Annotated in this window: 19 protein-coding genes; 9 read left to right on the top strand and 10 right to left on the bottom strand. The window is 72.1% G+C overall.

Annotated elements, in window-relative coordinates; all coding sequences use genetic code 11:
- The first annotated feature begins 19 nt into the window (after window positions 1-19).
- On the top strand, window positions 20-889 hold the full coding sequence (locus ACSBPG_RS08870) for a sulfurtransferase (protein WP_435536775.1): 870 nt from the start codon (window positions 20-22) through the stop codon (window positions 887-889).
- Window positions 890-904: 15 nt separating this feature from the next.
- On the opposite strand, the gene ACSBPG_RS08865 is transcribed toward ACSBPG_RS08870, so the two are convergent.
- The 4 genes from ACSBPG_RS08865 to ACSBPG_RS08850 all read right to left on the bottom strand — a co-directional run bounded on the left by ACSBPG_RS08865 (window position 905) and on the right by ACSBPG_RS08850 (window position 5,745).
- Window positions 905-1,303 carry a hypothetical protein gene (locus tag ACSBPG_RS08865; RefSeq protein WP_435536774.1) on the bottom strand — a complete coding sequence of 133 codons (399 nt, stop codon included), beginning with the start codon at window positions 1,301-1,303 and terminating at the stop codon, window positions 905-907.
- 269 nt (window positions 1,304-1,572) lie between these two features.
- Window positions 1,573-3,294 carry a dihydroxy-acid dehydratase gene (gene ilvD / locus ACSBPG_RS08860; protein WP_435536773.1) on the bottom strand — a complete coding sequence of 574 codons (1,722 nt, stop codon included), beginning with the start codon at window positions 3,292-3,294 and terminating at the stop codon, window positions 1,573-1,575.
- 37 nt (window positions 3,295-3,331) lie between these two features.
- Entirely contained in the window at window positions 3,332-4,648 is a 1,317-nt protein-coding gene (locus ACSBPG_RS08855; protein ID WP_435536772.1) for an MFS transporter, read from the bottom strand.
- Window positions 4,649-4,812: 164 nt separating this feature from the next.
- The gene (locus ACSBPG_RS08850) at window positions 4,813-5,745 is read right to left on the bottom strand and encodes a dihydrodipicolinate synthase family protein (protein WP_435536771.1); all 933 of its coding nucleotides are present in this window, start codon (window positions 5,743-5,745) and stop codon (window positions 4,813-4,815) included.
- A gap of 225 nt (window positions 5,746-5,970) precedes the next feature.
- Between ACSBPG_RS08850 and ACSBPG_RS08845 the strand changes: the two genes are divergently transcribed.
- On the top strand, window positions 5,971-6,786 hold the full coding sequence (locus ACSBPG_RS08845; RefSeq protein WP_435536770.1) for an IclR family transcriptional regulator: 816 nt from the start codon (window positions 5,971-5,973) through the stop codon (window positions 6,784-6,786).
- A gap of 25 nt (window positions 6,787-6,811) precedes the next feature.
- Here ACSBPG_RS08845 and ACSBPG_RS08840 read toward each other — a convergent pair whose 3' ends face one another.
- On the bottom strand, window positions 6,812-7,924 hold the full coding sequence (locus tag ACSBPG_RS08840) for a maleylacetate reductase (protein ID WP_435536769.1): 1,113 nt from the start codon (window positions 7,922-7,924) through the stop codon (window positions 6,812-6,814).
- 253 nt (window positions 7,925-8,177) lie between these two features.
- Here ACSBPG_RS08840 and ACSBPG_RS08835 point away from each other — a divergent pair, with 253 nt between their 5' ends.
- Genes ACSBPG_RS08835 through ACSBPG_RS08815 form a run of 5 tightly spaced genes read left to right on the top strand, consistent with a single transcriptional unit; the run spans window position 8,178 to window position 12,672 of the window.
- A complete protein-coding gene (locus ACSBPG_RS08835; RefSeq protein ID WP_435536768.1) occupies window positions 8,178-9,131 on the top strand; it encodes a hypothetical protein in 954 nt (317 codons plus the stop codon).
- Between the two features lie 22 nt (window positions 9,132-9,153).
- Window positions 9,154-9,942, top strand: coding sequence for a hypothetical protein (locus ACSBPG_RS08830; RefSeq protein WP_435536767.1), 789 nt, complete (start codon window positions 9,154-9,156; stop codon window positions 9,940-9,942).
- On the top strand, window positions 9,939-10,928 hold the full coding sequence (locus tag ACSBPG_RS08825) for an NAD(P)-dependent oxidoreductase (RefSeq protein WP_435536766.1): 990 nt from the start codon (window positions 9,939-9,941) through the stop codon (window positions 10,926-10,928). The genes ACSBPG_RS08830 and ACSBPG_RS08825 overlap by 4 nt, the downstream gene beginning before the upstream one ends.
- A complete protein-coding gene (locus ACSBPG_RS08820; protein WP_435536765.1) occupies window positions 10,922-12,031 on the top strand; it encodes a hypothetical protein in 1,110 nt (369 codons plus the stop codon). The genes ACSBPG_RS08825 and ACSBPG_RS08820 overlap by 7 nt, the downstream gene beginning before the upstream one ends.
- Window positions 12,028-12,672: a flavoprotein gene (locus ACSBPG_RS08815; protein ID WP_435536764.1), complete on the top strand. Its 645-nt coding sequence runs from the start codon at window positions 12,028-12,030 to the stop codon at window positions 12,670-12,672. The genes ACSBPG_RS08820 and ACSBPG_RS08815 overlap by 4 nt, the downstream gene beginning before the upstream one ends.
- Here the strand turns inward: ACSBPG_RS08815 and ACSBPG_RS08810 are convergent.
- The gene (locus tag ACSBPG_RS08810; RefSeq protein WP_435536763.1) at window positions 12,658-13,767 is read right to left on the bottom strand and encodes a phosphotransferase family protein; all 1,110 of its coding nucleotides are present in this window, start codon (window positions 13,765-13,767) and stop codon (window positions 12,658-12,660) included. The two genes, ACSBPG_RS08815 and ACSBPG_RS08810, sit on opposite strands and share 15 nt — an antisense overlap.
- A 46-nt stretch (window positions 13,768-13,813) precedes the next feature.
- Window positions 13,814-14,605: a hypothetical protein gene (locus ACSBPG_RS08805; protein ID WP_435536762.1), complete on the bottom strand. Its 792-nt coding sequence runs from the start codon at window positions 14,603-14,605 to the stop codon at window positions 13,814-13,816.
- A gap of 284 nt (window positions 14,606-14,889) precedes the next feature.
- On the opposite strand from ACSBPG_RS08805, the gene ACSBPG_RS08800 reads away from it, so the two are divergent.
- Window positions 14,890-16,188, top strand: coding sequence for a UDP-N-acetylglucosamine 1-carboxyvinyltransferase (locus ACSBPG_RS08800; protein WP_435536761.1), 1,299 nt, complete (start codon window positions 14,890-14,892; stop codon window positions 16,186-16,188).
- A gap of 41 nt (window positions 16,189-16,229) precedes the next feature.
- Here the strand turns inward: ACSBPG_RS08800 and ACSBPG_RS08795 are convergent, their stop codons facing one another.
- A complete protein-coding gene (locus tag ACSBPG_RS08795; protein ID WP_435536760.1) occupies window positions 16,230-17,264 on the bottom strand; it encodes a DUF2817 domain-containing protein in 1,035 nt (344 codons plus the stop codon).
- Window positions 17,265-17,346: 82 nt separating this feature from the next.
- On the opposite strand from ACSBPG_RS08795, the gene eno reads away from it, so the two are divergent.
- On the top strand, window positions 17,347-18,699 hold the full coding sequence (gene eno, locus ACSBPG_RS08790; protein WP_435536759.1) for a phosphopyruvate hydratase: 1,353 nt from the start codon (window positions 17,347-17,349) through the stop codon (window positions 18,697-18,699).
- Between the two features lie 66 nt (window positions 18,700-18,765).
- Here the strand turns inward: eno and ACSBPG_RS08785 are convergent, their stop codons facing one another.
- Together ACSBPG_RS08785 and ACSBPG_RS08780 are read right to left on the bottom strand one after the other, a co-directional pair.
- Window positions 18,766-19,296, bottom strand: coding sequence for a hypothetical protein (locus ACSBPG_RS08785; RefSeq protein WP_435536758.1), 531 nt, complete (start codon window positions 19,294-19,296; stop codon window positions 18,766-18,768).
- Between the two features lie 34 nt (window positions 19,297-19,330).
- Window positions 19,331-20,464, bottom strand: coding sequence for a nucleotidyltransferase family protein (locus tag ACSBPG_RS08780; RefSeq protein WP_435536757.1), 1,134 nt, complete (start codon window positions 20,462-20,464; stop codon window positions 19,331-19,333).
- Between the last annotated feature and the right edge of the window lie 59 nt (window positions 20,465-20,523).

Below are 20,523 nucleotides of genomic sequence, written 5' to 3'. Positions count from 1 at the left end.
CATCAACAGGGAGCAGGTCATGACTGGAGCGCTGATTTCGCCGAAGGAACTCGATGCCCTGATGAAGACCGAGCCGGTCGTGGTCATCGACACCCGCGACCCCGAGGCCTACGCCGCCGGCCACATCCCCGGCGCCGTCAACCTGCGGGACATCTTCACCTATCTCGCCACCAGCACGCCGGACGGGCTGGCCGAGCTGCGCGGCCTGTTCGCCGCCGCCTTCGGCGCCGCCGGCCTGTCCGGGGCGGAGACCGCGGTCATCTACGAGGACAGCATGAACTCCGGGTTCGGCCAGTCCTGCCGCGGCTACTTCCTGCTGCACTGGCTGGGCTATCCCAAGGCGCGGGTGCTGCACGGCGGCCTCGCCGCCTGGGCCAAGGAGGGGCTGGCGCTGTCCACCGAGCCGGCGGCGCCGACGCCGGCCAGCTTCCCCGTCGGCACCGCCGGCGCCGCCATCATGGTGGACAAGGCCGGCATGCTGGCCGCCCTGTCCGAGCCCGGCGTGGCCAAGCTCGACGTGCGCGACGTCGACGAGTGGATCGGCACCAGCTCCTCGCCCTACGGCGTCGACTTCTGCCCGCGCAAGGGCCGCATCCCCGGCGCCGTGTGGATCGAGTGGTACCGCATGATGAAGCCGTCCAGCCCGCCGGTCTTCAAGAGCCGCGACGAGATCCTGGCGGAGTGCGCCACCGTCGGCATCGCCGTGGACACGCCGGTGATCCTCTACTGCTTCAAGGGGGCGCGCGCCGCCAACACCTTCGTCGCCCTCAAGGAGGCGGGGGTCAAGGACGTGCGCATGTACTTCGGCTCGTGGAACGAGTGGTCGCGCGACCCCGACCTGCCGATCGAGCCCCCGGTGGCGGTGGCGGCCACCGCGGTCGCGGCCTGAGTCGCCGCCGGCGGCCTACTTCGACGCCGCCACGTCGCGCATGAGCCGGGCCTTGGCGGTCGCCCCGGTCCGGCTCGCCGGCGCGCGGCCGACGAGGCCGGCCAGGAACGTCGCCAGCCCGGCCCGCGCTTCGCCGGAGCGGGACAGCAGGTCGGCGCGCCGGCGCTCGCGGCGGGTGGCGTCGGGGATGCGCTCGGCCATCCGGGCCCGGCTCTCGGGGCCGAGCGCACCGTAGGCGAGGCGGGCCCGCTGCAGGTCCTCCGGCGCCTCGGTGGCGCGGGCGATGCGCAGCGCCGTCTTCAGGAGGTCGAGATCCCACGCCGCCTGGGCGGGGGGAACCGCCTCGGCGGCGTCGAGCAGCACGTCGAGCGCCTCGGCCATCCCATCGTCGCCACCGTCCATCGGTTCCGGCATGCCCGGCTCTCCTCCGTTTCCAGGAGCGGAGGTATCGGACCGCCCGCCCCCCGGTCAACCTCAACCGTTGGATGCGGTACGGATCGTCGGCGGGCGTGGCGGAGCGAGCACGGGACGGGAGCTGAAGGGAGGAGGACGGGACCGACCGCCGGCCGCATCGACCGCAACGGCGCGGTCACCGCGGCCTGGTCGCGCTGCGGCGGCCCCGTCGCCGAACGATCTCGCCGAACGATCCGTCGCGGCGACGGGGCCACCGGAGGCGGGCACGGTCACGCCATGTAGGCGCCGGCCATCGCCGAGACGGCGTTCTCGGTGTAGCGCTTCAGCACGCCCCGCTTGGCCGGCCGCTCGGGCAGCCGCCACGCGGCCTTGCGGTCGGCCAGCAGCGCGTCGATCTCCTCCGCCGGACACGGCCGGCCGGCGACGCCGACCACCTTCAGGCTGCGGCCGGGGATGTCGATCTCGATGAGGTCGCCGTCCTCGACCAGGGCGATCGGCCCGCCGTCCACCGCCTCCGGCGACACGTGGCCGATGCAGGGGCCGCTGGTGGCGCCGGAGAACCGTCCGTCGGTGACGATGGCGACGGTCCCGTTCAGCAGGGGATCGTAGACGACGGCGTCGGTGGTCATGAACATCTCGGGCATGCCCGAACCCTTGGGCCCCTCGTAGCGGATGACCACCACCGCGCCGGGGGCGATCCGGCCGCCGACGATGGCGGCCTGGGCCGCCTCCTCGCTGTCGAACACCGCCGCCGGACCGACGTGCCGGTGCATCTTCGGCACCACGGCGGAGAACTTCACCACCGCGCCGTCGGGGGCGAGGTTGCCGCGCAGCACGGCGATCGACCCGTACTTCTGCGACGCCTCCGGCGTGCGGATGACCTCCTCGGCCGGGATGCCGTAGCTGCGCAGGTGGCCGAGGCCGCGGTCGAAGAAGCCGTCCTGGTGCAGGATCTCCAGGTTCTCGCCGAGCGGGCGCCCGGTGACGGTCAGGACGTCGAGGTCGAGCTGGTCCTTCAGCAGCCACTGCACCCGCGGCACGCCGCCGGCGAACCAGAACAGCTCGGCCGTGTACTTGCCGCTGGGCTGGATGTTCGTGAGGTACTTCACCTCGTGGCCGATGCGGTCGAACAGCTCGGGCTCCAGCTCCCAGCCGAGCTCATGGGCGATGGCCGGCATGTGGATGAGGGCGTTGGTGCTGCCGCCGATCGCCGCGTGCACCTTCAGCGCGTTGAGGAAGGCGTCGCGGGTCAGGATCTTGCGGGCGGTCAGGCCGCCGGCGGCCAGGGCCATGATCTGCTTGCCGGCGCGCCGCGCCATGCGGCGGATGTCCATCATGGTCGCCGGCATCAGCGCGGTGCCGGGGAGGGCGAGGCCGAGGGCCTCGGACATGCACTGCATGGTGCTGGCGGTGCCCATGAACTGACAGGCGCCGCAGGACGGGCAGCCCGTCAGCTTGTAGTTGTGCATCTCCGCGTGCTCGACCTGCCCCTTCTTGGCGCGGGCGGAGAGCGGCCCGGCCAGGCCGGAGGTCGAGTTGCCCGGGCCCGAGCGCATGGCGCCGCTCGGGATGTGGATGGTCGGCAGGTCCATCCGGGCGGCCGCCATGAGGTGGGCCGGGGTCGACTTGTCGCAGCCCGACAGCAGGATCATCCCGTCCCAGGGGATGACGGAGGCGTGGATCTCCACCATGTCGGCGATGATGGCCCGCGAGGCGAGGATGTAGTTCATCCCGTCATGGCCCTGCGCCCAGCCGTCGCAGATGTCGGTCACGTGGAACTGCGCCGGCTTGCCTCCCGCTTCGAAGACGCCGGTGCAGGCCTCCTGGTTCAGGACGTTCAGGTGGAAGCTGCCGGGATGGCTGTCGCCGTGGACGTCGTCGACCAGGATCTGCGGCTTCTCAAGATCCTCCTCGGTCCAGTTCATCCCCAGCATCAGGGCGTCGACCTGCGCCCACATGTCCCTGACCTTGCTGCATTTCTGCTCGGTCATAGCGTTCACTCCTCTGTGCGTGACGGCAGGGCCGGGCTCAGGCCGTGCGAACCGACGGGAGGGGCACCTCGGCGTCCTTGGCGACGCGCCCGGTCGTCTTGGCGGGCAGGCTCAGGGTCAGCAGATAGCCGGCGACCAGCATGGCGACCAGGAAGTAGATGCCGGCGTCGTAGCTGTCGAAGGAGGACCGGAACCAGCCCACCGCGAAGGGCCCGATGAAGCCGCCGAGGTTGCCGATGGCGTTGATGACGCCGCGGGCGCCGCCGGCGACCTCGGCCGGGAACAGGATCGGCGGCATCGTCCAGAAGATGCTCGACGCCGACTGCATGAAGAGGCCGCAGGCGACGAGGAAGCCGAAGGACACCCAGACGTTCTCCTTGAGCAGCGTCGACAGGAGGAAGCAGGCGGCGAAGGCGATGATCGGGATCGCCGTGTAGCGCCGCCGGTTCATCGTCCGGTCGGAGAGCTGGGCGAAGGCGTAGAGGCCGAAGATCATGGCGATGTACGGGAACATGGACAGGAAGCCGATGCCCGTCATGCCGGTGTTGGTCAGCTCCTTGAGCAGCGTCGGCAGCCACATCGCGAAGCCGTAGATGCCGACCTGGTAGCAGAAGTACAGCAGGATCAGCTTCCACAGGTTGACGTCCCGGAAGAGCTCGGAATAGGACGCCTGCGCCGGTCCGGCCGACTTCAGGGCGGCCTGCTCCTCGCGCAGGCGGCTCATGATGTAGGTCTTCTCCTCTTCGGAGATCCACTTGGCCTTTTCGGGGCTGTCGCTGATCAGCGGCCACCACACCAGGATCAGCAGGAGGGAGAGGGCGCCTTCCGCGATGAACACCCAGCGCCACCCGAAGGAGCTGATGATCCAGCCCGACAGCGGACCGGTGATGATCGAGGCGATGGCGATGTTCATGATGAAGTAGGCGTTCGCCCGGCCGCGCTCCTCGTTGGGGAACCAGTGGCTGAGGATCACCAGCATGGCCGGCCACACGCCGCCTTCGGCGACGCCGATGAGGAAGCGGATGACCAGCAGCTGCCACGCCGTCTCGACGAAGCCGCAGAGGATCGACAGGCCGCCCCAGGCGAAGATCGACGCGCCGATGAACATCTTGGCGCTGCGATGCTCGGCCCAGTGGCCGGCCGGGGCCTGCAGGACGACGTAGCCGACGAAGAAGATGCCGGCCGCCAGCCCCGACATGGAGGCGGTCATGGACAGGCTCTCGTTCATGCCGCCGGCCATGGCGAAGCCGATGTTGGTGCGGTCCATGAAGGAGAAGATGTAGACGAGGATCGCTGGCGGGATGATCCGCCACCAGCGGGCGGACGGGATGCCCGACGTTGTTGCAGCACTCATGGTGTTTTCCTCCTGACGCCGCCGTCGTGCGACGGTGCGTCGCTTGGCATTCTTCGCATGCAGGGGGCCGTTCCGCGCCCGGGAGGCGCGGAGGACCCGTGCGGTCAGATCGTTCGACGATGCTCGGTGGTTCGGCGGACCGCCTCGCGGCGGCCGGCCGGAGGCTACGGTCGCCGTCCGGCCGGTGCGCCGGCCAGGACGCCCGCCCGGACGAGGAGACCGGCGAGCGCCTCCTTGACCTCCTCGGACGGCTTGGTGAACGGCGGGACGACCGCCGTGGAGATCGGCGATCCGGTCATGCGGACCGCCTCCTTGATGACGCCGGCGAACGGCGTGTCCAGGGTGTAGATGCCGGACAGGACGGCGAGCCGCTGCAGGAGCACCGCGATGCGGGCGCAGTCGCCCTCGCGGAAGGCCTCGTAGAGCCCGCAGGTGATCTCGGGAGCGAAGTTGGAGGAGGCGGGGATCGCCCCGTCGCCGCCCAGCATCAGGGTGTTGATCAGGTATTCGTCGTAGCCGGCGAAGACGAGGAAGTCGGGGCGCGCCGCCTTGACCTCGGTGATCAGCCGCCGGGTGTGGCTGGCGCAGTCGACGGTGTCCTTGATGCCGACGATGTTCGGGCAGTCGCGGGCGAGGCGGCCGACCAGCTCGACCGACAGCTCCTGACCGGTCATGCCCGGGAAATTGTAGAGCAGAACCGGCAGCTCCAGCGCCTCGGCGATCGTGCGGTAATGGGCGTACAGCCGCTCCTCGGTGAGGGGGGCGTAATAGGGGTTCACGACGATGACGCCGTCGGCGCCGATCGACCGGGCGTGACGGCCCAGCTCGATGACCTCGGCGGTGGCGCAGGCGGCGATGCCGACGATGGCGGGCCGGCGCCCGTCGACCCGTGACACGCAGAACTCGGCGATCCTCTTCCGCTCCTCCGTCGGGATCTGGAAGAACTCGCCGGCGCTGCCGAGGAACAGCAGGCCGTCGACCTTGCTGTCCAGCAGACGGTCGATCAGCACCGCCATGCCGGCCGGATCGAACCGGCCGTCGTCCTGCACGATGGTGAGGACGGGGGTGATGACGCCGTGGAACAAACCGAGGGGCATGGGGGGGGCTCTCTTCCGGCTGAAGTTCCGTATATGGAACTTGTGTTCTGTATGTGGGAATGCTATCAATGAACGGCCGGCAGATCAAGGAACGCCGGCGGCCGGCGAAGACGCCAGGAGCCTTGCCGCCGGCCGATTTCCGGCCGCCGCGAGGGGGGTGCGTCGGATGGCCGCGCCGCGGCGCCCGGCCGCGACACGGGAACGAGCGTGCATGTGGAGCGTGGAATGACGGACGTCGAAGGGTTGGAAGAGGCGGCCCGCGAGAAGTCGGCGGCGCCGGCGCTGACCAAGGGGTTCGCGATCATGGAGCTGATCGCCAGCGAGCCCGGCCTCAAGTTCGCGGCGATCCGCACCCGGCTGGGCCTGCCCAACAGCAGTTGCCATCACCTGATCAACACGCTGTGCCAGTGCGGCGCGCTGCAGATGGGCGAGGATCGCGGCTACGTCCTCGGGCTGCGCCTGCTGGAGCTGGGGGCCATCGCCGCCAGCCAGCGCCCGATCGAACACCAGTCCCTGCCGCAGATCCGCCGCCTGGCCCACGACGTCCAGCTCACCTGCCACCTCGGCGTCCTGGAAGGCCACGCGCCGATCTACCTGCTCAAGGTCGAGGGGCAGCGCGAGATCCGCGTCAACACGTGGGTGGGCAAGCGGCTGTCGCTGCACAGCTCGTCGCTGGGCAAGGCGCTGCTGGCGTGGCTGCCGGAGGCCGAGCTGGACGACAAGCTCCGCCACGTCGACTGGACGCGCCGGGGCCCCAACACCCTGACCGATCCCGCCCGCTTCAAGGCGCATCTGGCCGAGGTCCGCGCGCGCGGCTGGGCGTTGGACGACGAGGAGGACCTCGCCAACATCCGCTGCGTCGCCGCGCCCATCCGGGACATGCGGGGCCGCGTGGTCGCCGCCATCAGCGCCGTCGGCACGGTGCTCGACATCGACGTCGCCCATCTCGACGACCTCGTCGCCAAGGTGTGCGCCACCGCGCAGGAGATCTCCCGCGAGCTCGGCTACCGCGGCGACGGCACCGGACCCGGGCGCGTGTAGGAATCCGGGCGACTCGGCGCGTTCATCATCGGCCCGTCACCGGGCGGCGCCCGTCGCGGGCGTCGCGCAGCAGGGTCGCGACCGCGTCGGCATCGAAGCTCCGCGGGTTCGGGTAGGGTGCCACGGTCGCCTGCCGGGCGGCGGCGGCGGCGCCCTCCGCGGGGAAGCCGAGGTCGGCCAGCCGCATGGCGGCGCCGCAGCGCCGCAGCAGGTCGAACAGCCCCCCGGCCACGTCGCCGGCGGCGTCGGCGAGGCCCAGGGCCGCCAGCCGCTCCATCAGCCGCGGCAGCGCCCGGCCGTTGTAGGCGACGACGTGGGGCAGGACGGCGGCGTGGGTCTCCGCGTGGGGAAGGGCGTACAGGCCGCCCAAGGTGTGGCACAGCTTGTGGTGCAGGGCCATCGAGGTGGACCCCAGCACCGCACCGCCGAGCCAGGCGCCGTACAGCAGGCCGTCCGCGGCGGCGGCGGCATCGCCCGTGTCGGCGATCGAGCGCAGGCCGCGGACCAGCGCCCGCAGCCCTTCCTCGGCCATCAGCTCGTCGATGGGGTTGCGGTCGTGCGCCCACAGCGCCTCGACGCAGTGGGCCAGCGCGTTGGCCGCCGAGACGACCGCGACGGGAAGGCGCAGGTCGCGCAGCAGGTCGGGGTCGTAGACCACCAGCCGCGGGCGGACGGCCTCGTCGCGCTGGGTGGTCTTCACGCCGTCCCGCGTCATGCCGAGGATCGGCGTCATCTCCGAGCCGGCGTAGGTGGTGGGCAGCGCCAGCAGCGGCAGCCGCCGGAGGAGCGCCACCGCCTTGCCGACGCCGATGGCGGAGCCGCCGCCGACCGCGAGGACACCGTCGGCGGCGACCGCGTCCGCCGCCTCGGCGGCGGCGACGGCCACCTCGTGGGGAACATGCTGGACGGCGACGTCGAAGCGGCCGGCACAGGCGGCGCCCAGGTTTCGCGCGGCCGTCCCGGCGACCGCCGCGAGGCGCGGCATGCTGACCAGGAGCACCCGCCGGCAGCCGACGGCCGCCGCCTCCTCGGCGAGGCGCGCGGCCGCCCCGCACCCGAACACGACCCGCTGCGGCGCCGTGCTGTGCACGAAGCGGAGGCCGGCGGGCCCCTCGCCCGCGTGGCGGTGTTCGTCCATGCTCCTCTCCCCCCTCCTCCGGCGCCACGGCGGCGCGCACCGACACCAGAGACGACATCGACCGGCCGGAAGGCAAGGCACCGGAGGGCCGTGCCGCCGCCCCGACCGCGGCCGCGCCCTTGCGCGAACCATGGACAAGGACACGCGTCGGCTTCATTTGCCATAAAGGCGACCGGTTTACCGGGTGTTGACAAAGAACTTGTTCTCCGATCACGATAAGGGAGTTCGAAACCGGCTCCCTGGCGTGTGAGCGATGGACGCTGTTTCACGAAGTGCGGGTCGCGGCCGGGCCGCGCTGTCGGCCCTCGGCTATCCCGCCGGCGACGACGTGCCGCTGCGTCGCTCCGGAGCCACCTTTCCCGACGGCGGCCAGTTCGGCGTCGAGATCCCGGCGATCAACAGCTTCCGCCAGCTCAAGGCGACCATCGCCGCCCTGCGGGACCAGGAGGTCTACTGCACCCGGTTCGACGAGACGCACGGATCGTTCCTGCTGTCGAACGCCGAGATCGGCGACATGCTCGCCCTCTGCCACGAACACGGCTACGGCCTGGTGATCGGCCTCGGACCGCGCCCGGAATACGACGTGAAGGCGACCTTCTACCGCACGCCCTTCGGCTTGGAGATGGGCCGCCAGATCAACAACCTCGACGCCTTCGCCCAGGCCGTCGACGAGGCGCTGCGGCTGTGCGACCTCGGCTGCCGCGGCATCACCGTGTACGACGTGGGCGTCCTCAAGGTGCTCGGCCAGTTGCGCGCCGGCGGCACGCTGCCGGCCGACCTGGTGCTGAAGACCTCCTCCCACTGCATGGCGACCAACCCGGCGATCGCGGCGATCTTCGCCGAATGCGGCGCCGACGCGATCACCACCACCCACGACCTGGGGCTGCCGGTCCTGCAGGCCATGCGGGACGCGGCTCCGTCCGCCGTGCTCGACGTTCCGACCGACGTCTATCTCGCCAAGGGCGGCTTCATCCGCTGGTTCGAACTGGCCGAGCTGGCCCAGATCGCCGCGCCCATGTTCCTGAAGATGGGCGCCAGCGTGCAGAGCCACCCCTACGACAGCGTCAAGCCGGAGGCGGCGGCGGACCGCATCGCCCGCGTCCGCGTCGGCTTGGAGTATTTCATGGCGCACGCGCCGTCCGACCTGAGGCCGATCGCGGCAACCGACCGTTTCGCCTGCCGGCCGGTGCTGCCGACGGCGCGATGAGGGCGAGGGGATGGGCGCGGCCGTGTCCACCCCGTGCGGCGCCGCCGCGGTGATCGCCACCGACATCCGCGACCGCGCCGCCGCTCCGCTCGACGCCGGGGCGCGCCGCGGCATCGTCCGTGACCTCGTGGCGGCCATGCCGACCTACGGGGTCGCCGGCTATTTCCGCACCAAGGCGGACCTGCTCGACCCGCAGGACGTCACGGTGATCGCCCGGGACCGTCGGAGCGGCGCCTGCATCGGCCTGGCGGTGGCCGGCTGGCCGGCGGGCGGCCCGGCGCGGTTCCTGCACGTCAAGACCATGCTCCTCGGCGAGGCGTGGCACCGCGGCGCGCTGCTGCGCGCGGTGTGGCGGGCGCTGTTCATCGGGCTGCTGCGCGACGGCGCGGCCTTCCCGCCGGTCATCGCCCTGAAGACGTACAACCCCAAGTCCTTTTCCGCCATGCGCGCCTTCGCCCACGTCCCCGACACCGCCATCTTTCCGGCCGTCGGCCCGGCGCCCTTCCCCGCGTCCCTGCTGCCGACGGTGCGCGGCATCGCCGCGACGCTGGCGCCGGGCCGCGCCTTCGACGAGCGCACCGGCGTGATCGCCGGCGCCGCCGACGGCGTCACCGGCTTCTATCCGGCCCTGCCGATCTGCGGCAAGAGCGCCGTCGACGAGCATTTCCGCAGCCATCTGACCGCCGACGACCGGTTGCTCGCCTGCCTCTTCGCGCGTTCGCCGCGGGCCGGCGAGCGGATCTTGCGGGCCTTCGGCGTTCCCGTGGACCCCGTCAGGGAGGGCGACGACATGGCGCTGGTTCCGTCGTGACGCTGGCGGTGGTCGCCGGCCCCATGGCCATCGCCTGGATCGATCCCCTGACCCGGGCGACGGCGGGCGACTGGGACTTCGTGGCCTTCGATCCGGCGCGGCCCGACCCTGCGGCCATGGCGGCGGCGACGGCGGCCATCACGCCGTCGTTCGACGCGCGCTGGCCGGCGGCCCCGGCGCTGCGCCTGATCCAGGTGCCGCTCGTCGGCGTCGACCAGATCGATTGGGCCGCCGTGCCGGACGGCGTCGCCGTCTGCCACGTGACCGGCCACGACGTCGCGGTGGCGGAGTACGTCGTCCTGGCCATGCTGGCGGCGGCCCGGGATTTCGTCGGATGCGTCGCCGACTTCACCGCCGGCTCCTGGGCCCGGGGCAGCCGCGCCGGCGGGCCGCTGCGCCGCGAGCTGGCCGGCGCCACCCTCGGCCTGATCGGTCTCGGCGGCATCGGCCGCGCCGTCGCCGAACGCGCCGCGGCCCTGGGCATGCGGGTGGTCGCCTGCAACCGCAGCACGGACGCGGCGGCGGCCGGGGTGGCCGATCTGCGTCCGCTGTCCGAGATCGCCGCGGTGGTCGGCGAGGCGGACTTCATCGTCGTCGCCATCGCCCTGACCGAGGCCACGCGCGGCCTGATCGACGCGCGGGTGCTGGCCGCGGCGAAGCCGACGGCGACGCTGATCAACGTCGCCCGCGGCGACTGCGTCGACGAGGCCGCGCTGTACGAGGCGTGCCGGGACGGCCGCCTCGGCGCGGCGGTGCTCGACGTCTGGTACCGCTATCCCTCGGCCGGCGATCCGGACCCGGCACCCTCGCGCTACCCGTTCGCGGATCTGCCGAACGTGACGATGACGCCGCACGTCTCGGCCTGGACGACGGGCACCGTCGACCGCCGCGTGGCGCAGATCGCCGAGAACCTGCGGCGGCTGCGGGAGGGGCTGCCGCTGCGGTTCCGCCTCGGCCCGCCGGCGCGGGAGACGCCGCCATGGTGACGCCGACGCCGCCCGCACGAGGCCGTCCGGCCGCCGTGGCGAACGACGGCGACGGCCGCCGGGATCGCCAAGCGCCCCATCCGTGGTTGCTGGACGAGCCGCTCGGCCACACCCTGGCCAGCGAACGGGCATGGCTCGATTGGCGCTGGCTGACGACGGTCGACACCAAGGTCCGCTATTACGGCGGCGAGAGCTATTTCCGCGAGTCCCTCGCCGATGCCGGGCTGGTGCTCGGTGACGGTGCCGTCCGTCTGCTGCAGGAGCTGACCGTCCTGGTGTTCAAGCCGGACGCGGTCGTCGGGCGGCGCATCCCCGTCGCCCTGGAGTTCCTGCACCGCCGCGGCTTCACCCCGCTGTTCGCCCGCCCCTTCGCCTACGGGCGGCTGCACCTGCGCGAGGACTGGCGCTTCCAGCTGAACCAGCTGACCCTCGACCGCATGCGCCTGAACACGCTGCTCGCCGGCATGAGCCCGTCCCTGATGGTCGTCCTGCGCGACGAGACGCCGCCGGAGCACCGGCGGGTGCCGGCGTCGGTGCGTCTGCAGATGCTCAAGGGTCCGTCGCATCCCGAACGGCAGACGGCCGAGCACCTGCGCTTCGCCCTGCGGTCCTGGAGCCGGCTGCTGAAGTTCGTCCATGCGCCCGACGAACCGGCCGACCTGGTGCGCGAGATCGGCATCCTGTTCGACGGCGACGACCGCCGGGCGCTCTACGCCGCCATGGCGGCGGCGCGCCGGGCGGACACGCCGGCCGGTCCCGACGCGGCGATCGCCGATCTGCACGCCCGCCATCCCGCCCACGACCTCGACCACGGCCACGCCGTCGCGCGCCTCGCCGCCGACCTTCGCGACCGCGCCGCCCGCGACCCCGCCCTCGACGGGCTGCACCGCCGCTTCGAGAGCGCGCTGGCGGCCTGCGCGGCCGGGCGCACCCTGGCGTGGATGCCGTTCGAGCGCGACCTGGCCGCGGCCGGCGTGCCGCTCACCTGGGACCATCTGGTGCTGGCGGCGGCCACCATCCAGCACAGCTTCGACGGCGAGGCTCCCTTCGTTCCGAGCGACGGCACGGCGGGATGGCTGGCCGGCCGCGGGCGCCTGGCATGACCGCCCCGCCGCCCCCCGGGGAGCACGCCGTGCCCGGCCCCGATCCCGCCGCCGGGCCGGCCGGCGCCGCCCGCCTGTGCCGCCGCTTGGTGGTCGGCATCACCGGCGCCGTCGCCGCCAGCTGGATGCCGCCCAAGCTGCAGGTCCTGCGCACCCTGGTGGCCGACGAGGTGCACGTGGTGATGACGCGGGGGGCGCTACGCTTCCTGACGCCGCTGGCGGCGGCGGCGACCAGCGGGCAGCCGGCCCTGACCGACGCCGACGGGTGGCAGGACCACCGCGTTCCCCACATCGCCCTGGCCCAGTCGGCCGACATCGTCCTGGTCATGCCGGCGACGGCGCGCATCCTCGCCAGCTGCGCCCACGCGGCGTGCGACGATTTCCTGTCGACGCTGATCTGCGCGACCCCGGAGGCCACGCCCGTGGTGTTCGTGCCGAGCATGAACGAGACCATGTGGCGCAACCGTCTGGTGGCGCGCAACGTCGCCATCCTGCGCGACGCCGGCCGCCATGTGGTCGAGCCGGTCGACGGCACCGAGGTGGCGACCGGTCAGGTGGCGTTCGGCGGCATGATCGACATGCCCTCCCTGTACGGCGTCCTCGCCACCATCCTCGCCGGAGCCACCTCATGCGGCCGGTGACGACAGCACGTGGGTGCACCAGCGTTCGATCACCTCGGCGGTGGCCGCGGGGGGATCGTCGAACAGGGACAGCGCGAAGCGCCGGCCGAGGGCCTTGTGCGGCTCCGCCCGCAGATAGGGCACCGGCACCTTCCCGTCGATCCGCCCGAGCATGAAGAGGGCGAGGTAGCGCACCACCCGCCGGTCGAGCTCGTCCCGGTCGGTGAAGGTCGCACCCGACAGATAGGCGGTGACGAAGGCCACGCCGAGGTCGCGATAGCCGCGGGCGCGGTCGGGCCGGACCAGGCTCTTGAGGCAGAGCTGCGCCAGGAAGAAGGCGGGATCGAACGCCGGCTCGCCGAGGCAGGCGCATTCGGCGTCGAGGAGGACCGGGCCGCCGGGCCCGACGAGAACGTTCTTCGGGCTGACGTCGCCGTGAATGACGACCGTATCGGCGCGCAGCAGCTCCTCGGCGAGCCGCCGGATACGGTCGGCCACGGCGGGATGGGCCGCGGCCACGGCGTCGAAATAGGGATCGATGCGGGTCCCCATCAGGATGTCCCGGGCCTGGAACGGCGCCCGCAGCCGGTCGTCCGCCGCGAACAGCCCATGCGCCGCGGCGAGGCCGGCGCCGAGCCGCCGGCCGGCGTCCACGTCACACCGGCCGGCGAGCAGGACCTCGCGCCAGTTGGCAAGCCGCCCCTCGTCCAGCCATTCCATGAACAGCATGTGGAACGCCTCGACGTAGCCGACGACGCGCGGCGCGAACCCCGGGCGATGGTCGGCCATGCAGTCGAGCCACCGCGCCTCCATGGCGCCGCGCCGCGGATCGGCGCGCCATTCCATGGCGACCCGCAGCCGGGCCAGCGGCCGCTTGGCGACGATTCGCCGCCCCGACGCCAGATGGCAGCGCCAGACGTCCGACGAGACGCCGCCGGAAAGCCGTTCGAAGGCGGCGATGGGATCGCCGGCACCGCCGAGACGCGCCCACGCTCCGTCCAGGCACGCCCGCTCCTCGGCCGCCCGCTCCCCGGACGGCGTCTCCCCGGACGGCGTCTCCCCGGACGGGGTCTCCGCCGTCGCACCGCCGCCGTCCGCACGCCCCGGGTCCGCCATGCGAGGCCTCCTCCGCTGACGCCGCCGGTCCGCCGGGACCGCCGGTTCACACGGCACTGCCGCCGGGAACGGCGACCAACGGTTCGGGCCGCTTGGCGACGACCCGGCCGTGCAGTTCGACGAAGAACATCACGAACAGCTCGTAGACGCTCCGGAGGTGGGTGACGATCCGTGCCACGTCGTCCTCGGAGCGGATGAAGGAGCTGAGGACGTCCCAGACGAAATCGACGTGATCGTCCTCGCGGTCGTGCGCGACATGGGCGCGCGATCCCTTGACGGCCGCCGCACCGACCGTCCGCTCGACGTTGTCGAGCCAGCGCCCCTGGGTGCGGGACGCGGTGTATTCGATGAAATAGCTGCTGCTCAACGACGCCAGCGGCACGCCCTCATGCTCCAGGCCATAGTAGAAATAGCCTTGCAGCAGCTTCGTCGCGAACAGCGGCTCGGTCCCGTAGACCTCCTGGCGCGTCATCCCGAGGCGCTCCAGATCGGCCAGGAACAGGCCGTCGTGCAGCATCTCGTCCTCGGTGTACTGGCACCATTTCCTTGCGATCTGCGGGTTCGTCCTGGTGAAATAATGGATCGTCAGGGCGTCGATCACCCGCTTCATGCGCAGCCGCAGAATGATCTCCACGGTGAAGCGCTTGTAGTAGTCGACGTCGACGGGATTCGCCGTGGCGAGATGGGTGGCGTAGGGGACCTTGTCGTAGAACTCCCGGATCATCCCGTCGAGCAGGGCGTCGATCGTCGGCCGGGCCGCCTCGGCGACGGGATTGGGCGCGCCGGCCGGCTGGCCGGGATCGATGCCGAACGGCAGCCGCTTCGCATGGCCCTGCATGGCTCCCCCTTTCGGTGGAATAACCGCGACCGCGCACCGGCGGTCGCGACGCTTGGATGATCATCCACCATCTTCGCCAGAAAATCCATGATCCGGATCTCGCAGGCGCACCCCTCTTCGCCGGCGGCCATGGATTCCGCGCGCCGCCGCTCCGGGTCTCTCCCTAGGGACGAGCGGTCCTCCGGCCGCGGCCGCCGGCTTCCGGTTGAAGCGCCGGCGACCGGCCACTATCATCGCCGCATTCCCCGGACCCCGCTTGGTGTCCGGACAACCCAGGTGACGGCATGTCCATCCTGTTCGTCGACGGCGGGCGCAGTCTCAGCGGCGACATCATCCCATCCGCCAACAAGAACGCCATTCTTCCGATTCTGTGCGCCAGCCTGCTGTCGCGCCGGGAGATCGTCATCCGGAACGTTCCGGACATCACCGACGTCAACAAGGTCCTGGCGTTCTTTCGCAGCCTCGGCAGCACGGTCGACGTCGACTTCGCGTCGGGCCGCCTGCGGCTGCTGCACGACGGCCCCGACGCCGTCGCCCAGGTCCGGCTGCCGGACGGCATGCGTTCGTCGATCATGCTGGTGCCAGCGCTTCTGAAGCGCTACGGGCGGGTGGTCATCGAGGACGACGTCAAGGGCTGCACGCTGGGATCGCGGGAGATCGACCCGCACATCGCCGTGTTCAGGGCCTTCGGCGCCACCGTGGCGAAGACCTCCGCCGGCATCCTCGTGACCCTCGACGGACCGTTCCGCGCCAATCGCTTCTGGGCCGACTACCAGTCGGTCACGACGACCGAGAACTTCCTGCTCTGCGGTGCCTGCGCGAGCGGCGTGTCGGAGATCACCAACGCCGCCTCCGAGCCGCACGTCCAGGAATTCTGCGCCTTCCTGGAGCGGCTGGGCGTCGAGACCGTCGGCCGCGGCACCTCCAAGGTGAGCGTGCGCGGGACGTCCGAGGTCGGCGGCTGCACGTTCGAGCTGGCGGACGACTATCACGAGGTCGCCACCTTCCTGGCGCTCGGCGCCATCACCGGCGGCCACATCCGCGTGCGCAACTCAAGCGCCGAGCACTTTCCCCTGCTCGATCGCACCTTCCAGAAGTTCGGCGTCGAGATCCGCCACGAGGACGGATGGTCCTCCTCGCACGTGCCCGACGGGCTGCGGGTGCAGGGCTCCTTCACCCAGTACGTCCTTCCGAAGGTCGAGGCCGCCCCGTGGCCCTACATCCCGGTCGACCTGCTGCCGATCTTCGTCGCCCTCGGCCTGCGCGCCGAGGGCAGCATGATGTACTGGAACAAGGTCTATGAGGGGGCGTTCGGCTGGGTCGGCGAGCTGTCCAAGTTCGGCGCCCACACGCTGCTGTGCGATCCCCACCGTCTCGTCACCTTCGGCGGCAAGCCGCTGGCCCCGGCGACGGTGGAGTCCCCGTTCATCATCCGCGTCGCCCTCGCCCTGTTCATGGTCGCGGCCAGCATTCCCGGGCGCTCGCAGATCCACAACGCCACGCCGATCCGCCGGGCCCATCCGCGCTTCGTGGAAAAGCTCGCGACGCTCGGCGCGCGCGTCGAGTGGGCGCCCGGCGACTGAGCCGGCCCGCTCCAAATTCAAATGTTTGGAGCCGCCTGCGCTCACCCCCGGGCCGCCAGCCGTTCCGTCAGCGTTGCGAGGAGGGCGACGCCCTGGGTGGTCACCCGGTCGCGCCACACCGGGTCGTCCGGGGCGAAGGCGTCGCGCATCAGGCGGTGGGCCAGGTCGCGCGATTCCGGCGGCGGAGAGGCCTGGTTCCGGACCCAGTTGGAGACGCTCAGGGCGTGCAGGACCTCCGTCGCCGGGATCGTGCCGAACTCCATGACGACGCCGATGCTCGGACCGCCCCGCCGGGCCAGCGCGCCGGCGAGGGTGCCGGTCACCGCCGCCGACACCGACTGGGCCGAGCCGGCCGGCACCAGGTCCGGCCACACCGGACCGAGACCGAGGCCGTCCGGCGATTCCACGATGACCTGGCCCTGCCCCCGCGGACCGAGGCCGGTGTGCAGATCCACCAGGCACACCGCCCTGTCCGCCGGGACGGCACCGAGCACGCGTTCGAAAAGCGTGCGCGACCAGGTCGGCGCGCGACCGCCGAAGAACAGCCCGTCGGCCGCCTCGTACTGCCCCGCCGTGATCGCGCGCTGCACCGCGGGCATGCCGTCGCCGGCGATCCAGCGCAGCAGCGCGTCCTGGCGGCGCGCCATGGCTTCCGCCGACAGGTCCTCCAGCTCGATCGCCCGGCGGTGGGCGTGATAGGCATCGTTGGCCGGCAGCGGCCGGGCGAAGTCCACGAAATTGCGGTTGAGGTCGACGTTCCCTTCGGTCGTCCGGGTGTGCCAGGCGAAGCCGTAGGGGTTGAGAGCGTGGACCAGCACCGTGTGGACGTCCGGCGCCGCGGCCGCCCGGCGCAGCCACTCCGTCTGGATATCGGACCCCGGGCCGCCCTCGGCGCCATGGGTGCCGCTGACGACGATCAGGGTGGCGGCGGCGTCCTCGCGGCCGAGAACGGCGACGTCGACCGCCAGGTCCTCGCCGTCGGGGCCGACACCGTCGGGAAACGGGTGGGTTTCCAGCCGCGCACCGGCATCGCCGGCGGCGGCGCGAAAGGTGCGGCGGGCACCGTCGAAGCTCATGGCCCTCTCGCTTGTGCAGGTACGGATCACGCTTCTATATCATAGATACCGGCCGTCCCGACTCCTCGGAAACGAGACGATCATGAGAGAAACACCTGCGAAAGCGGCATCGCGCCGCGCATCGGGTGGCGGCGACGACCGCATCGCCGCCGTCACGGGTCGGCGCCTGTGGGATTCGCGCGGCCGGCCGACCCTGGAGATCGAGGTGCACTGCCGTGGCGGTGCCGTCGGGCGGGCCATCGCCGCGGCGGGCGAATCGCGCGGGCGCCGCGAGGCGCCGGAGCGACGCGACGGCGGTGCCGCGTTCGGCGGCCACGACGTGCGCCAGGCGCTGGCCGACGTGGCCCGGCGGGTCGATCCGGCGCTGCGCGGACGGCCGTGCGGCGACCAGGCCGCCATCGACGCGATCCTCGGCGATCTCGACCGCCGGGGAACCGAGCGGCTGGGCACCAACGTCACCACGACGACGTCGACCGCGGTCGCCTGCGCGGCGGCGCAGGCCCGCGGCGAGCCGCTGTTCCGCCGGCTCGCGGCCGACACGACCGCCGGAGATGCGCACGTCCGGCTGCCGGTGCCGGAGATCCAGATCTTCGGCGGCGGCGCCCACGCGCCGGGCAGCCTGGAGATCCAGGACTTCATGGTGGTGCCCTTGCGGGCGGCGTCGTTCGCCGAGGCGCTCGACCGCTGCGCCGAGGTGTTCCGCGTCGCCGGCGACGCCCTCGCGCGGCGCGGCGCCTCCCGCGGCCTGGCCGACCAGGGCGGCTACTGGCCGGCGTTCGCGACGAACGAGGCCGCCCTGGAGGCGCTGACGGCGGCGATCGCCGCGGCCGGCCTCACCCCCATGGCCGACATGGCCATCGCGCTGGACGTCGGCGCGTCGACGTTCCGCCAGGCCGACGGCTATGTCGGCGCGACCTGGGGCGGCTGGTCGTCGACCGACGCCATGCTGGAGCGCCTTCAGGACTGGTGCCGCGACTTCCCCATCGGCTTCCTGGAAGACCCCCTGGCGCAGGACGACGCCGATGGCTTCCGTGCCCTGCACCGGGCGCTCGGAGACCGGGTGGTGGTGATCGGCGACGACTTCCTGACCACCGACGCCGCCGCGATCCGCCAGGCCGCGGCGGCGTCGGCGTGCGGCGGCGTCATCATCAAGCCCTACCAGGCCGGCTCCCTGACCGCCGCGCGGGCGGCGCTGGCGGCCGCCGAGAGCCACGGGCTGCTGCCGGTGCTGGCCGCCCGCTCCGGCGACAGCGAAGACGTCTGCGTGGCTCACCTCGCGGTCGGCTGGGCGGCGCCGATGGTCAAGATCGGCGGCATGGCCCGCTCGGAACGGGGCGCCAAGTTCAACGAGCTGCTGCGCATCGAGGAGGCGCTCGGCGCCGCCGCGACCTTGGCCCGGCCGGCGGTCGGCCCGTTCCGGACGGCCGGACCCTGACGGTGCCGGCCATCCGGACGGGCCCGGCCGCGGGCGGTCGGGGCACCGCCGATCAGCAGATCGGCATCAGCAGATCGACACCTGGGCGCCGACCTTGGCGAGCAGACCCAGGATGCCCTGGTCGTTGGCCTTGACCGTCATCTCCCGCCGGGCGCCGTCGTGCAGGCGGCCGGCCATCTTGACCAGCTCCAGAGAGCCGCCGCCTTCCAGCCGCGCGACGACCGCCTTGAGGTCCTCGTCGGAAATCCCGCCGACCCGGTAGAGCTTGGCGTCTTCCTTGCGCAGGCTCTCGACCTGGCGTTCGGTGAGCGGCACATGGCCGGGATAGAGCGACTGGTCCTTCGGCACGCCCTCGGGATCGGCCATGGAGCCGAGCCATTCCACCCGCTCCAGCGTGACCGACTTCGCACCCGCCAGCGCGGTGTAGGTCGCCTCGTCGACGACGGCGACCGCGTCGCCGCCCCCCGGCGCCGCCGCAAAGCGGTCGTTCTGCTCGGCGACCGCGCCCGCCGATCCGCCGGCGTCGGCGATCAGGCTGTTCAACTCCTTGGCGGAGACCCCGGCGGCTTGCACGAGGATGGGCGTCGAAGGCGTCATGGTCACTCTCCTCTGGGGTTGTGCCCGTCGGCCGTCAGAACGCGGGCTCGGGCCGGAAGGCGAAACGCGCGCGCCGGCGCGCCAGGAAGGGAAGGAAGTCGCCGACGTCGAGAGGGCTTCCCGCGGTGACGTCGCCGAGCTCGTCGGCGGTGCGGTCGCAGGCGCAGCCGCCCAGGCGCGCCATCGGCACGGCGCAGCCGTAGATGTCGGCCGCCGCCCCGAGCACGTAGCGCAGCGGCGCACAGAGGCCGCGCTGGTGCCAGCGCTCGAGCAGGCCGCTCCAGGCGATCGACGGCGCGTGGAGGGCGAGGAAGCGGACGACGTCGGCGACGATCTTCAGGCCGGCGCGCGCGCCGAGCAGCACGATGTCCGTGTAGGCCTTGTAGGACAGGTAGGCGAGCTGGACCTCGGGGACGAGATCCCGGCCGTTGGGCAGATCGGCCACCCCGAGATCCCGGGTCTCCAGGGGGAAGCGTCCGTCGGCCTCCAGCGCGTAATGGACCTCGACCGGCATGGGCACCAGCACGGAGTCGCCGGACCGGGCGACGCGGTTGCTGGACAGGCGGCGGCGCAGCGACGGCTCCACCAGTTCCACCGCCAGCATCCGCGTCAGCTTGGGCAGCTCATAGGCCGCGGGATCGTCGAGGCCGGGCCGCTCGTCGCCCGGCTCGAACCGTCCGGTGCGCTTGTTGAAGCGCCCCTGGGCGAAGCCGAGTTCGAGGAGCGCGGTGTAGACCGTCAAGGCGTCGGCCCGCGGGACGAGCACGTCGACGTCGTTGAACGGGCGGTCGCAGCGCCGCTCATAGTAGCGCGCGCAGGCGAATCCCTTGAGATAGGTCGGCCGGATCCCGAGCATCCCGAACAGCGCGTCGAGCTTCACCAGCTGGCCCAGCAGGACGTCCTGGACGAGGCCGATGGCCAGCAGCTCGCCGTCCAGGCGCGCCCGCTCGGCCGGCGGCAGCGCCTCCAGCAGGTCGAGCCGCCGCAACGCCGACTCCAGCAATCCGATCTGGTTGCGTTGATGGGACAGGGCGAGCAGCTCGCCCGGCTGCGCCGCCACCGCGCGCGCCAGAGCGTCGGCGAGCCAGCGCGGCGGCTCGGACCACGATCCGGCGAGGCCGATGCCGACGACGTCCAGATCGTCCATGGGTAGAAAAAGCTCGGCCATGTCGGTCGCTCCAAGCTTCTTCGCGAAGCTTACCGCAACCGTTCACGCATTCCAAGAGG

It is taken from the genome of Azospirillum sp. ST 5-10, assembly GCF_051225715.1.
Classification (GTDB): domain Bacteria; phylum Pseudomonadota; class Alphaproteobacteria; order Azospirillales; family Azospirillaceae; genus Azospirillum.
The sequence above is the reverse complement of the archived record's forward strand: the minus strand, read 5'-3'. Positions and strand labels throughout refer to the sequence as shown.

Excerpts from the sequence above, each read along its gene's own strand:
- ACSBPG_RS08870 (WP_435536775.1), top strand. The coding sequence starts at position 20 with ATGACTGGAGCGCTGATTTCGCCGAAGGAACTCGATGCCCTGATGAAG.
- ACSBPG_RS08865 (WP_435536774.1), bottom strand. The coding sequence starts at position 1,303 with ATGCCGGAACCGATGGACGGTGGCGACGATGGGATGGCCGAGGCGCTC.
- ilvD (WP_435536773.1), bottom strand. The coding sequence starts at position 3,294 with ATGACCGAGCAGAAATGCAGCAAGGTCAGGGACATGTGGGCGCAGGTC.
- ACSBPG_RS08855 (WP_435536772.1), bottom strand. The coding sequence starts at position 4,648 with ATGAGTGCTGCAACAACGTCGGGCATCCCGTCCGCCCGCTGGTGGCGG.
- ACSBPG_RS08850 (WP_435536771.1), bottom strand. The coding sequence starts at position 5,745 with ATGCCCCTCGGTTTGTTCCACGGCGTCATCACCCCCGTCCTCACCATC.
- ACSBPG_RS08845 (WP_435536770.1), top strand. The coding sequence starts at position 5,971 with ATGACGGACGTCGAAGGGTTGGAAGAGGCGGCCCGCGAGAAGTCGGCG.
- ACSBPG_RS08840 (WP_435536769.1), bottom strand. The coding sequence starts at position 7,924 with ATGGACGAACACCGCCACGCGGGCGAGGGGCCCGCCGGCCTCCGCTTC.
- ACSBPG_RS08835 (WP_435536768.1), top strand. The coding sequence starts at position 8,178 with ATGGACGCTGTTTCACGAAGTGCGGGTCGCGGCCGGGCCGCGCTGTCG.
- ACSBPG_RS08820 (WP_435536765.1), top strand. The coding sequence starts at position 10,922 with ATGGTGACGCCGACGCCGCCCGCACGAGGCCGTCCGGCCGCCGTGGCG.
- ACSBPG_RS08815 (WP_435536764.1), top strand. The coding sequence starts at position 12,028 with ATGACCGCCCCGCCGCCCCCCGGGGAGCACGCCGTGCCCGGCCCCGAT.
- ACSBPG_RS08810 (WP_435536763.1), bottom strand. The coding sequence starts at position 13,767 with ATGGCGGACCCGGGGCGTGCGGACGGCGGCGGTGCGACGGCGGAGACC.
- ACSBPG_RS08805 (WP_435536762.1), bottom strand. The coding sequence starts at position 14,605 with ATGCAGGGCCATGCGAAGCGGCTGCCGTTCGGCATCGATCCCGGCCAG.
- ACSBPG_RS08800 (WP_435536761.1), top strand. The coding sequence starts at position 14,890 with ATGTCCATCCTGTTCGTCGACGGCGGGCGCAGTCTCAGCGGCGACATC.
- ACSBPG_RS08795 (WP_435536760.1), bottom strand. The coding sequence starts at position 17,264 with ATGAGCTTCGACGGTGCCCGCCGCACCTTTCGCGCCGCCGCCGGCGAT.
- eno (WP_435536759.1), top strand. The coding sequence starts at position 17,347 with ATGAGAGAAACACCTGCGAAAGCGGCATCGCGCCGCGCATCGGGTGGC.
- ACSBPG_RS08785 (WP_435536758.1), bottom strand. The coding sequence starts at position 19,296 with ATGACGCCTTCGACGCCCATCCTCGTGCAAGCCGCCGGGGTCTCCGCC.
- ACSBPG_RS08780 (WP_435536757.1), bottom strand. The coding sequence starts at position 20,464 with ATGGCCGAGCTTTTTCTACCCATGGACGATCTGGACGTCGTCGGCATC.